This is a genomic window from Mycobacterium europaeum (genome assembly GCF_034555895.2).
Taxonomy (GTDB): Bacteria; Actinomycetota; Actinomycetes; order Mycobacteriales; family Mycobacteriaceae; genus Mycobacterium; species Mycobacterium europaeum.
The window spans coordinates 841,549-853,556 of record NZ_CP157315.1 but is presented as its reverse complement, the minus strand read 5'-3'; the positions used below and the strand labels follow the sequence as shown (position 1 = coordinate 853,556).

At 62.2% G+C, this 12,008-nt stretch carries 7 protein-coding genes and 3 rRNA genes; 3 read left to right on the top strand and 7 right to left on the bottom strand.

Annotated elements, in window-relative coordinates; all coding sequences use genetic code 11:
• Positions 1-157 precede the first annotated feature (157 nt).
• Positions 158-1,645, top strand: coding sequence for a DNA-3-methyladenine glycosylase 2 family protein (locus tag U8D42_RS04150; protein WP_322859132.1), 1,488 nt, complete (start codon positions 158-160; stop codon positions 1,643-1,645).
• On the top strand, positions 1,642-2,145 hold the full coding sequence (locus U8D42_RS04145) for a methylated-DNA--[protein]-cysteine S-methyltransferase (RefSeq protein ID WP_322859133.1): 504 nt from the start codon (positions 1,642-1,644) through the stop codon (positions 2,143-2,145). The genes U8D42_RS04150 and U8D42_RS04145 overlap by 4 nt, the downstream gene beginning before the upstream one ends.
• 72 nt (positions 2,146-2,217) lie before the next feature.
• Here the strand turns inward: U8D42_RS04145 and rrf are convergent.
• The 4 genes from rrf to murA form a co-directional block, all read right to left on the bottom strand.
• Positions 2,218-2,330, bottom strand: a 5S ribosomal RNA gene (gene rrf / locus U8D42_RS04140).
• Positions 2,331-2,421: 91 nt separating this feature from the next.
• Positions 2,422-5,520 (bottom strand): 23S ribosomal RNA (locus tag U8D42_RS04135).
• A 282-nt stretch (positions 5,521-5,802) separates the two neighbouring features.
• Positions 5,803-7,321 (bottom strand): 16S ribosomal RNA (locus U8D42_RS04130).
• The 16S, 23S and 5S rRNA genes sit together here, the layout of an rRNA operon.
• A gap of 369 nt (positions 7,322-7,690) precedes the next feature.
• Positions 7,691-8,944 carry a UDP-N-acetylglucosamine 1-carboxyvinyltransferase gene (gene murA / locus U8D42_RS04125; RefSeq protein WP_085242774.1) on the bottom strand — a complete coding sequence of 418 codons (1,254 nt, stop codon included), beginning with the start codon at positions 8,942-8,944 and terminating at the stop codon, positions 7,691-7,693.
• A 127-nt stretch (positions 8,945-9,071) separates the two neighbouring features.
• Here murA and U8D42_RS04120 point away from each other — a divergent pair, with 127 nt between their 5' ends.
• Positions 9,072-9,668, top strand: coding sequence for a cob(I)yrinic acid a,c-diamide adenosyltransferase (locus U8D42_RS04120; protein ID WP_322859134.1), 597 nt, complete (start codon positions 9,072-9,074; stop codon positions 9,666-9,668).
• A gap of 15 nt (positions 9,669-9,683) precedes the next feature.
• On the opposite strand, the gene U8D42_RS04115 is transcribed toward U8D42_RS04120, so the two are convergent.
• The 3 genes from U8D42_RS04115 to atpD are packed head-to-tail and all read right to left on the bottom strand — an operon-like array spanning position 9,684 to position 12,001.
• The gene (locus U8D42_RS04115; protein ID WP_085242772.1) at positions 9,684-10,127 is read right to left on the bottom strand and encodes a DUF2550 domain-containing protein; all 444 of its coding nucleotides are present in this window, start codon (positions 10,125-10,127) and stop codon (positions 9,684-9,686) included.
• Positions 10,128-10,133: 6 nt separating this feature from the next.
• On the bottom strand, positions 10,134-10,499 hold the full coding sequence (locus U8D42_RS04110) for a F0F1 ATP synthase subunit epsilon (RefSeq protein ID WP_067747732.1): 366 nt from the start codon (positions 10,497-10,499) through the stop codon (positions 10,134-10,136).
• Positions 10,500-10,534: 35 nt separating this feature from the next.
• A complete protein-coding gene (gene atpD, locus U8D42_RS04105; protein ID WP_322859135.1) occupies positions 10,535-12,001 on the bottom strand; it encodes a F0F1 ATP synthase subunit beta in 1,467 nt (488 codons plus the stop codon).
• Positions 12,002-12,008 lie beyond the last annotated feature (7 nt).

Here is a 12,008-nt window from a genome sequence, read left to right as displayed (position 1 = left end):
ACATATAGCCGGCCTAAGACACCTGCAACTTTCCCGGCCGCAAACTGCGGCAATCGCCGAAACGATTTCCCCTCGGCTGAGACCGCGGCGGTCGCACGCCCACTGCCATGTCGTTTTTCCGCCAGTTTTGTCGGTGGGTGGGTGTAAGTCTGGAAGCGTGCACGACGACTTCGAACGTTGCTACCGCGCCGTCCAGTCCAAGGACGCCCGGTTCGACGGCTGGTTTGTCACGGCGGTCCTGACCACCCGCATCTATTGCCGCCCCAGCTGCCCGGTGCGGCCGCCGTTCGCCCGCAACGTGCGGTTCTACCCAACCGCCGCCGCCGCTCAGCGGGCCGGATTCCGGGCGTGCAAACGGTGCCGCCCCGACGCGTCGCCGGGATCGCCGGAATGGAATGTGCGCGGCGACGTCATCGCACGGACGATGCGGCTCATCGCCGACGGCACAGTGGACCGCGAGGGTGTCGGCGGCTTGGCGGCCCACCTCGGCTACACCACTCGCCAGCTGGAGCGGCTGCTGCAGGCAGAAGTGGGCGCCGGGCCACTCGCGCTGGCCCGGGCCCAGCGTGCGCAAACCGCCCGCCTGCTGATCGAGACCACAACCCTGCCGTTCGGCGATGTTGCGTTCGCGTCGGGGTTCTCCAGCATCCGCCAGTTCAACGACACCGTGCGCCTGGTCTTCGAGAACACGCCGACGGAACTGCGCCGGCTGGCGGCGGCCAGGTCCGGGTCGGGCGCCGCGTCGGCGGGAACGGTGTGCCTTCGCCTGCCGGTTCGCACCCCGTTCGCCTACCAAGGGATCTTCGGCCACTTGGCCGCCAGCACGGTGCCCGGGTGCGAGGAAGTTCGCGATGGCACCTATCGACGCACCCTGCGCCTACCGATCGGCAGCGCCGTCGTCACCCTGACACCGGCCGTCGATCACGTCCGCTGCCTGCTCGCGCTCGACGACTTTCGCGACCTCACGACGGCGATCGCCCGCTGCCGGCGGCTGCTCGATCTCGACGCCGATCCCGAAGCGGTGGACGAGGCGCTCGCCGGTGACCCCGGACTGCGTCCCGCGGTCGTGAAGGCGCCCGGACAACGCGTTCCCCGCACCGTCGACGAGGCCGAACTGGCCGTGCGCGCGGTTCTGGGCCAACAGGTCTCGACCAAAGCGGCGAGCACGCACGCCGGCCGCCTGGTCGCCGCCTACGGGCAGCCGATCGCGGACCCGGACGGCGGATTGACGCATACCTTCCCGTCGGTGGAGCAGCTCGCCGAGATCGACCCCGTCCACTTGGCGGTCCCCAAAGCCCGCCAACGGACCCTGAGCGCATTGGTCGCCGGCCTCGCCGACGGCCGTATCGTTCTCGACAGCGGGAGCGACTGGGAAGCCGCCCGCAGGCAATTGCTGGATCTGCCCGGGGTAGGCCCCTGGACCGCAGAGGTGATTGCCATGCGCGGCCTCGGCGACCCGGATGCCTTCCCCGCCACCGACCTTGGCCTTCGCTCGGCCGCCAGGCAGCTGGGCTTGCCGACTGGCGAAGGGGCGCTGGCCACACACGCCGCCCGGTGGCGCCCCTGGCGCTCCTACGCCACCCAATACCTTTGGACCACCCTCGAACATCCGGTTAACCAATGGCCACCACAGGAGGTCGCATGATCGAGTACCGCACCATCGAAAGCCCGATCGGGCCGCTGACCCTGGCGGGGCAGGACTCGGTCTTGACCATGCTTCGGATGGTCGACCAGACCTATGAACCGAGCCGCACCGGCTGGACACCGAACCCGGCCGCATTCCAAGAGGCCACCGAGCAACTCGAAGCATATTTCGCCGGCGAGCTGACCGAATTCGATTTCGAGTTCGAACTGCGCGGGTCCGAATTCCAGCGGCGAGTGTGGAAGGCGCTACAAACAATTCCGTACGGCGAAACGCGATCGTACGGAAGGATTGCCGAACAGATCGGCGCTCCGGGGTCCGCACGCGCCGTGGGATTGGCCAACGGCCACAATCCCATTGCGATCGTCGTGCCCTGCCACCGCGTGATCGGCGCCAATGGCAGCCTCACCGGCTACGGCGGCGGCCTCGACCGGAAACAAACCCTGCTCGCGCTAGAAAGGAAGCACGCATCGGCGGACGCGACTTTGACACTATTCGATTAGGGAAATTCGACTAGGAATCGCCGGCGCCGCAAATGCAAAAACACCCCCGTCTCCGGGGGTGTTTTTGTGTATGTTCGGCGGTGTCCTACTTTTCCACCCGCAGGGGCAGTATCATCGGCGCTGACAGGCTTAGCTTCCGGGTTCGGAATGGGACCGGGCGTTTCCCTGTCGCTGTGGCCGCCGTAACTCTATTTAAATTTGGTTTCGGTGGGGGGTGTGGTGCCCAAGTTTCCGGCGGCTGATGCCGCTGGAAATGGAAAGTGGTTGCGATTGTGTGTTGGTAAGTTTTCGGCCGGTTAGTGCCAGTTCCCTGCACTCATTACTGAGCTTCCAGGTCTGGCCTATCGATCCCGTGGTCTGCGGGGGGCCTTATCCCTCTAAAAGGGTGAGAAACCTGATCTTGGAGAAGGTTTCCCGCTTAGATGCTTTCAGCGGTTATCCTGTCCGAACGTGGCTATCCAGCGGTGCCCCTGGTGGGACAACTGGTATACCAGAGGTTCGTCCGTCCCGGTCCTCTCGTACTAGGGACAGGTTTCCTCAAGTTTCTGACGCGCGCGGCGGATAGAGACCGAACTGTCTCACGACGTTCTAAACCCAGCTCGCGTGCCGCTTTAATGGGCGAACAGCCCAACCCTTGGGACCTGCTCCAGCCCCAGGATGCGACGAGCCGACATCGAGGTGCCAAACCATCCCGTCGATATGGACTCTTGGGGAAGATCAGCCTGTTATCCCCGGGGTACCTTTTATCCGTTGAGCGACACCCCTTCCACTCGGGGGTGCCGGATCACTAGTCCCGACTTTCGTCCCTGCTTGACTTGTAAGTCTCGCAGTCAAGCTCCCTTGTGCACTTACACTCAACACCTGATTGCCGTCCAGGTTGAGGGAACCTTTGGGCGCCTCCGTTACATTTTAGGAGGCAACCGCCCCAGTTAAACTACCCGCCAGGCACTGTCCGTGAACCCGATAAGGGTTCGACGTTAGGTGTCCAATACGATCAGAGTGGTATTTCAACAACGACTCCACCTCAACTGGCGTTGAGGTTTCAAAGTCTCCCACCTATCCTACACAAACCGTACCGAACACCAATACCAAGTTGTAGTGAAGGTCCCGGGGTCTTTTCGTCCTGCCGCGCGTAACGAGCATCTTTACTCGTAGTGCAATTTCGCCGAGTCTATGGTTGAGACAGTTGGGAAGTCGTTACGCCATTCGTGCAGGTCGGAACTTACCCGACAAGGAATTTCGCTACCTTAGGATGGTTATAGTTACCACCGCCGTTTACTGGGGCTTAAATTCTCCGCTTCACCTTACGGTTAACGGGTCCTCTTAACCTTCCAGCACCGGGCAGGCGTCAGTCCGTATACATCGTCTTGCGACTTCGCACGGACCTGTGTTTTTAGTAAACAGTCGCTACCCACTGGTTTCTGCGGCCGAATCCCGCTCCCACCGCAAGGGTGTTCACGGTATTCCGGCCCCCCTTCTCCCGAAGTTACGGGGGCATTTTGCCGAGTTCCTTAACCATAGTTATCTCGTACGCCTTGGTATGCTCTACCTGACCACCTGTGTCGGTTTGGGGTACGGGCCGTGTGTGTGCTCGCTAGAGGCTTTTCTTGGCAGCTGAGGATCACCGAATTCGCCTCAATCGGCTATGCATCACCTCTCAGGATTAATGAGCGACGGATTTGCCTATCGCTCTCCCTACGGGCTTGCCCCAGTATTACCACTGACTGGTACGGCTACCTTCCTGCGTCACCCCATTGCTTGACTACTACCAGCGAAGATCCCACGCAGCCGGCGATCCTCGCACCCCGAAGGGATTGATAGACCACCATTTGGGTGGTTAGTACCGCTGATTCATCAGGGACGCCCACACACGGGTACGGGAATATCAACCCGTTGTCCATCGACTACGCCTGTCGGCCTCGCCTTAGGTCCCGACTCACCCTGGGCGGACTGGCCTGGCCCAGGAACCCTTGGTCTTACGGCGGGCAAGGTTCTCACTTGCCTTATCGCTACTCATGCCTGCATTCTCACTCCCCCAAACTCCACCACTCGGTTACCCGGTGGCTTCGTCGCATGGGGGACGCTCCCCTACCCAACCTTGCGGTTGCCGCGGCTTCGGCGGTGTGCTTGAGCCCCGCTACATTATCGGCGCACAATCACTTGACCAGTGAGCTATTACGCACTCTTTCAAGGGTGGCTGCTTCTAAGCCAACCTCCTGGTTGTCTCTGCGACTGCACATCCTTTTCCACTTAGCACACGCTTAGGGGCCTTAGCCGGCGATCTGGGCTGTTTCCCTCTCGACGTACGGAGCTTATCCCCCGCCGTCTCACTGCCACGCTATACACCACGGCATTCGGAGTTTGGCTGACGTCAGTAACCTAGTAGGGCCCATCGGCCATCCAGTAGCTCTACCTCCGTGGTGAAACACGTAACGCTGCACCTAAATGCATTTCGGGGAGAACCAGCTATCACGGAGTTTGATTGGCCTTTCACCCCTACCCACAGCTCATCCCCTCAGTCTTCAACCTAAGTGGGTTCGGGCCTCCACGCGGTCTTACCCGCGCTTCACCCTGGCCATGGGTAGATCACTCCGCTTCGGGTCCAGAACACGCCACTACACCCCAAAGGGGATGCGCCCTATTCAGACTCGCTTTCGCTGCGGCTACCCCGCACGGGTTAACCTCGCGACGTGTCCCTGACTCGCAGGCTCATTCTTCAAAAGGCACGCCATCACCCCACGAGGAGGCTCTGACGGATTGTAGGCACACGGTTTCAGGTACTCTTTCACTCCCCTCCCGGGGTACTTTTCACCATTCCCTCACGGTACTAATCCGCTATCGGTCATCGAGAAGTATTTAGGCTTACCGGGTGGTCCCGGCAGATTCACAGCAGATTCCACGGGCCCGCTGCTACTCGGGTGTTGATACAAGGTAGGTGCCGGGTTTTCGCGTACCGGGCTTTCACCGTCTGCGGCGGGCCGTCCCAGACCACTTCCGCTAACCACGACACTTTCTGACTACCCCTCAGCCAGGTAGAGCTGAGACATATCAATCCCACAACCCCGCACACACAACCCCTACCCGGTTATCCATGCATGCGGTTTAGCCTGTTCCGCGTTCGCTCGCCACTACTGACGGAATCACAATTGTTTTCTTCTCCTACGGGTACTGAGATGTTTCACTTCCCCGCGTTACCTCCCGCACCCTATATATTCAGATGCGGGTAACACGACATCACTCGTGCTGGGTTTCCCCATTCGGAAATCCTCGGATCAATGCTCGGTTGACAGCTCCCCGAGGCATATCGCAGCCTCCCACGTCCTTCATCGGCTCTCGATGCCAAGGCATCCACCATGCGCCCTTAAACACTTACTTACACACAAAAACCAAAGAAGAAATTACACATTTCGACGAACACGCGACCGTTGCCGGCAACGCATCCGTCTAGATGCTCGCAACCACTATCCAATACTCAAACACCACACCCCACCACCAAGATGGAGGGACACCACACGGACTGGCCGAGTGTTGTCTCAGGGCCCAATAGTGTGTCTGGCAATCATTTGCTGTTGCGCACCCGGCCCCCGCCCACTACAGGCGGGAACCCCTCACGGCTCGCACCCCACCAATTGGAGTGCTTTTCGTGGTGCTCCTTAGAAAGGAGGTGATCCAGCCGCACCTTCCGGTACGGCTACCTTGTTACGACTTCGTCCCAATCGCCGATCCCACCTTCGACAGCTCCCTCCCAAGGGTTAGGCCACTGGCTTCGGGTGTTACCGACTTTCATGACGTGACGGGCGGTGTGTACAAGGCCCGGGAACGTATTCACCGCAGCGTTGCTGATCTGCGATTACTAGCGACTCCGACTTCACGGGGTCGAGTTGCAGACCCCGATCCGAACTGAGACCGGCTTTAAAAGGATTCGCTTAACCTTGCGGCATCGCAGCCCTTTGTACCGGCCATTGTAGCATGTGTGAAGCCCTGGACATAAGGGGCATGATGACTTGACGTCATCCCCACCTTCCTCCGAGTTGACCCCGGCAGTCTCTCACGAGTCCCCGGCATTACCCGCTGGCAACATGAGACAAGGGTTGCGCTCGTTGCGGGACTTAACCCAACATCTCACGACACGAGCTGACGACAGCCATGCACCACCTGCACACAGGCCACAAGGGAACGCCTATCTCTAGACGCGTCCTGTGCATGTCAAACCCAGGTAAGGTTCTTCGCGTTGCATCGAATTAATCCACATGCTCCGCCGCTTGTGCGGGCCCCCGTCAATTCCTTTGAGTTTTAGCCTTGCGGCCGTACTCCCCAGGCGGGGTACTTAATGCGTTAGCTACGGCACGGATCCCAAGGAAGGAAACCCACACCTAGTACCCACCGTTTACGGCGTGGACTACCAGGGTATCTAATCCTGTTCGCTCCCCACGCTTTCGCTCCTCAGCGTCAGTTACTGCCCAGAGACCCGCCTTCGCCACCGGTGTTCCTCCTGATATCTGCGCATTCCACCGCTACACCAGGAATTCCAGTCTCCCCTGCAGTACTCTAGTCTGCCCGTATCGCCCGCACGCCGAGGGTTAAGCCCCCGGTTTTCACGAACAACGCGACAAACCACCTACGAGCTCTTTACGCCCAGTAATTCCGGACAACGCTCGCACCCTACGTATTACCGCGGCTGCTGGCACGTAGTTGGCCGGTGCTTCTTCTGCAGGTACCGTCACTTTCGCTTCGTCCCTGCTGAAAGAGGTTTACAACCCGAAGGCCGTCATCCCCCACGCGGCGTCGCTGCATCAGGCTTGCGCCCATTGTGCAATATTCCCCACTGCTGCCTCCCGTAGGAGTCTGGGCCGTATCTCAGTCCCAGTGTGGCCGGACACCCTCTCAGGCCGGCTACCCGTCGTCGCCTTGGTAGGCCATCACCCCACCAACAAGCTGATAGGCCGCGGGCCCATCCCACACCGCAAAAGCTTTCCACCACAAGGCATGCGCCAAGTGGTCCTATCCGGTATTAGACCCAGTTTCCCAGGCTTATCCCGAAGTGCAGGGCAGATTGCCCACGTGTTACTCACCCGTTCGCCACTCGAGTACCCCCGAAGGGGCCTTTCCGTTCGACTTGCATGTGTTAAGCACGCCGCCAGCGTTCGTCCTGAGCCAGGATCAAACTCTCCAAACAAAATCTCCTCGCAGAACGAGGTGAATTTCAAATCAGAGAAAATCTGACCTAACAAAAAGACACCAAATAACTGGCATCAAAAGTTGCCATACCCACACACGGGGAGTGCTAGGTATGGCCAAAAACAACAACAAATAATAAAGACCAAACACACTATTGAGTTCTCAAACAACACTTGTTTCGCCCGTTTTGGGGCAACCCTGCCAGCTTAATACAGATCCGGCAGTGGAGTCAACTCCCAGTTTTGGTCTTTGTGAGACCGTGTCGGGAGCAGCCGTGCCAGGCTAGTACCAATCCAGCGAGGGAGTCAAGGGCCCGGGTTGTCGGCCGCCTGGTGTGGCGACCGCCCCTGTGGGGCACTGACTTTGGTTACTCTACCCGCTCGATCTCCGCTCCCAAAATCGCCAGGTTTTCCACGAACAACGGGTAGCCGCGATCGATGTGGAAAACGTCGTGGACCTCGGTGTCACCGTCGGCGACGAGCCCCGCCAAAACCAGGCCTGCACCGGCCCGAATGTCCGAACACCACACCGGGGCGCTCGACAATTGCGGCAGGCCCCGAACGACCGCATGGTGGCCGTCGGTGCGGGCATCCGCGCCCAACCGGATCATCTCTTCGACGAAGCGGAAGCGGGCCTCGAAAACGTTTTCCGTGATCATCGAGGTGCCATCGGCGATGGAGGCCAGGGCGATCGCCATCGGCTGCAAATCCGTCGGGAACCCGGGGAACGGCAGCGTCGCCACGTTGACGGCCTTCGGGCGCTCGTACTGGGTGATCCGGAAGCTGTTGTCCGTTTGGGTGACCGTCGCGCCGGCGTCGTGCAACTTGTGCAGGACCACCTGGAGGTGGGCCGGGTCGACGCCCGTCACCGAAATGTCTCCCCGGGTCATCGCGGCGGCTATGCCCCAGGTGGCGGCGACGATGCGATCCCCGATCACCCGGTGCTCGGTGGGGTACAGCCGCGGGACCCCGGTGATGGTCATCGTCGACGAACCGGCACCTTCGACCTGCGCGCCCATCTGGTTCAACATGGTGCACAGGTCCACGACATCGGGCTCGCGCGCCGCGTTGTGGATGGTGGTGACACCCTCGGCCACCACGGCGGCCATCAGGATGTTCTCGGTGGCCCCCACCGACGGGAACTCCAGCTGGATCTCCGCGCCGCGCAACGTGTCGGCGTGGGCGACGACGCAGCCGTGTTCGATGTTGCACTGGGCGCCCAGCTGGCGCAGGCCCGCCTGATGCATGTCCAGCGGACGCGAACCGATCGCGTCGCCGCCCGGCAACGCGACCCTGGCCCGCTTGCACCGGCCGACCAGCGGCCCGAGCACACAGACCGACGCCCGGAACTGTCGCACCGCCGCGAAGTCGGCGTCGTATTTCGGCTCGTCGGGTGAGGTGATGCGGGCGACGTCGCCGTCGAGTTCGACGGTGGCGCCCAAGCCGCGCAAGACTTCTGCCATCAACGGCACATCGAGGATGTCGGGGCAGTTGGTGATGGTGCTGGTGCCCTCGGCCAGCAGCGTCGCGGCCATCAGCTTGAGCACGCTGTTCTTGGCGCCCCCCACTGCGACTTCGCCGGACAACCGGTTGCCGCCGGTCACCACGAATCGCTCAGCCACCCGCGTCAGTCTAGTGAAGCGGTATCGGGTTGTCAGTCAGCCCGCCTGACGACGATGCCTCCGCGGAGCCGGCGTCAGGAGTCAGCCGGGGGTCGGTCCTTCGGCGAGCCGCAGTACCGTTTTGCTCATGGCGATACACCTGACCCGCATCTATACGCGAACCGGTGACGACGGCACGACGGGACTGAGCGACTTTTCGCGGGTCTCCAAGAACGACCCCCGCCTGGTCGCCTACGCGGACTGCGACGAGGCCAACTCGGCGATCGGCGTCGCGATCGCGCTCGGTCAGCCCGACCAGGAAATCGCCGGAGTGCTGCGGCAGATCCAAAACGACCTCTTCGACGCCGGCGCGGACCTGTCGACCCCGGTGGTGGAGAACCCCGAATATCAACCGCTGCGGGTCACCCAGCCGTACGTCGACCGGCTCGAGGGCTGGTGTGACAAATATAACGAGAACCTGCCGGCGCTCAATTCCTTTGTGCTGCCGGGTGGTTCGCCTCTCTCAGCGTTGTTGCACGTCGCCCGCACCATCGTCCGTCGGGCGGAACGCTCGGCCTGGGCGGCGGTCGAGGCGGCGCCGCAGCAGATCAGTGTCCTCCCGGCGAAATACCTGAACCGCCTGTCGGATCTGCTCTTCATCCTGGCGCGCAGGGCCAACCCCGACGGCGACGTGCTCTGGAAACCAGGGGCGCAGCCCAGCGGCGGCGCCCCGGACGCGGGGTAACCTGCGGCGCACGGCCTAGACGCTGCGACGGCGAGCGCGCGGTGACGGGCGGGACTCCAGCCAGGACAAAAACGCCGTCAAAGCGCCCTTGTCGAGCGCGATCTCGTAACCGGTCCTGCGCTCCTGCGTCGTGTCGCGCAACTCCAGCACAACGATCTCGTCGGTCATGATGTCGAACTCGTCGCCGCGGGGCGCACGGCGGGAGACGATCTCCACTCCCCTGCGGCTGAGTCGACGGTCCGGCCACAGCCGCAGGCTGGAGAGCCGGTAGAACGCGGCCTCACCGCCGCGGTAACGGATCACGCCGTGCCGCCAGCCGTGACCTCCGACCGCGGGAATGTCTCGCATGATCCCCGCGGTGCCGCCCTGGCGCAGCTTCCACAACCGATAACTGAGCGCGACCACCGCGCCCGCCAGGACGACGACGAGCACGACCATGCCGATCATGGGCGCGCTCATCGGCTGTTAGTCGATCGCGCCGACGGCGCGCAATCTGCCGCGCCCGCGCGCCGCGATGCGGGGGTCGTCGGACTCCGAATCCTCCCTGGCGGCGCTTTCGTCGATCTCGGACTCGAACGCGGCGGACTCGGCCAGCACGGTCACCGTCTCTTCGGTGACCGACAAAAACCCGCCCTCGATGGCGACCCGCAGATCGTCCTCGCCTTCACGTTCGACGCGCACCATGGCGTCGTCGACCAACTGGGCGACGACCGGGATGTGCCGGGGCAAAATTCCGATTTCGCCGACGGTGGTGCGGGTGAACAAAAACGTTGCCTCACCCGACCAGATCTTCCGGTCGACGGCGACTATCTCAACGTTCAATTCGGCCATGCCACAAAGCCTTTCAGAGCCTGCTCGCTCACGCCTCAGGAATCCAGTTTGGCGCCGAAGCCTTCGGCCTTCTTGGCCAAGTCGTCAAGGCCACCGATCAGGAAGAACGCCTGTTCCGGGATGTGGTCGAAGTCGCCCTTGGTGAGTCGGTCGAACGCCTCGATCGTCTCCTTTACCGGCACCGTCGAACCCGGCTGACCGGTGAACTGTTCGGCCGCCATCATGTTCTGCGAGAGGAACCGCTCGATGCGCCGTGCACGCTGGACCAGCTGCTTGTCCTCTTCCGACAACTCGTCGATACCGAGGATCGCGATGATGTCTTGAAGGTCCTTGTAGCGCTGCAGGATTCGGATGACTTCCTGCGCAACCCGGTAGTGCTCGTCACCGACCACGCTCGGGTCGAGGATGGTCGAGCTCGAGGCCAGCGGGTCCACCGCCGGGAAAATACCCTTGGAGAACACCGAACGGGACAGCTCGGTAGTGGCGTCCAGGTGCGCGAACGTGGTCGCCGGCGCAGGGTCGGTGTAGTCGTCGGCGGGCACGTAGACCGCCTGCATCGAGGTGATCGAGCGGCCCCGCGTCGAGGTGATGCGCTCCTGCAGCTCACCCATCTCGTCGGCCAGCGTGGGCTGGTATCCCACCGCGGACGGCATACGGCCGAGCAGCGTCGATACCTCGGACCCGGCCTGGGTGAATCGGAAGATGTTGTCGATGAACAGCAGCACGTCCTGGCCGGCTTCGTCGCGGAACCACTCGGCCATCGTCAACGCCGACAGGGCCACCCGCATACGGGTGCCGGGCGGCTCGTCCATCTGACCGAACACCAGCGCGGTGTCCTTGAGCACGTCAGCCTCTTTGAGCTCCACCCAGAGGTCGTTGCCCTCACGGGTGCGCTCCCCCACCCCAGCGAAAACCGAAGTCCCACCGAAGTTTCGGGCGATACGGTTGATCATCTCCTGGATGAGCACCGTCTTGCCGACGCCGGCACCGCCGAACAGCGCGATCTTGCCACCACGCACGTACGGAGTGAGCAGGTCGACGACCTTCAGGCCGGTCTCGAGCATCTCGGTGCGGGGCTCGAGCTCCTCGAAGGGGGGCGGCTTGCGGTGAATCGACCAGTGCTCGAAGCCTTCGCCGTAGCCCGGCTCGTCCAGGCAGTCACCCAGCGCGTTGAAGACGTGGCCCTTGACCTCTTGGCCGACCGGCACCGAGATCGGCTTGCCGCTGTCCGTCACCTCGACGCCGCGGACCAGTCCGTCGGTGGGCTGCAGCGAAATGGTGCGCACCAGGTTGTCGCCGAGGTGTTGTGCGACCTCCAGGGTGAGGGTCTTCTTGAGCTCCTCGAACGTGATCTCGGCATTGAGCGCGTTGAACAGTTCCGGCACGGAGCCGCGCGGGAACTCGACGTCGACCACGGGACCGGTGATTCGCACCACGCGGCCGCTGGTCTCGGAGTTCGTGGCCTTTCCGGCCTTCTCTGTCGTTCCAGTAGTAGCAGCCATTATGTTT

Bases quoted from the DNA above. Each gene is read 5' to 3' on its own strand.
- U8D42_RS04115 (WP_085242772.1), bottom strand. From the start codon at position 10,127: ATGAGCGCGCCCATGATCGGCATGGTCGTGCTCGTCGTCGTCCTGGCG.
- U8D42_RS04110 (WP_067747732.1), bottom strand. From the start codon at position 10,499: ATGGCCGAATTGAACGTTGAGATAGTCGCCGTCGACCGGAAGATCTGG.
- U8D42_RS04145 (WP_322859133.1), top strand. From the start codon at position 1,642: ATGATCGAGTACCGCACCATCGAAAGCCCGATCGGGCCGCTGACCCTG.
- U8D42_RS04120 (WP_322859134.1), top strand. From the start codon at position 9,072: ATGGCGATACACCTGACCCGCATCTATACGCGAACCGGTGACGACGGC.
- atpD (WP_322859135.1), bottom strand. From the start codon at position 12,001: ATGGCTGCTACTACTGGAACGACAGAGAAGGCCGGAAAGGCCACGAAC.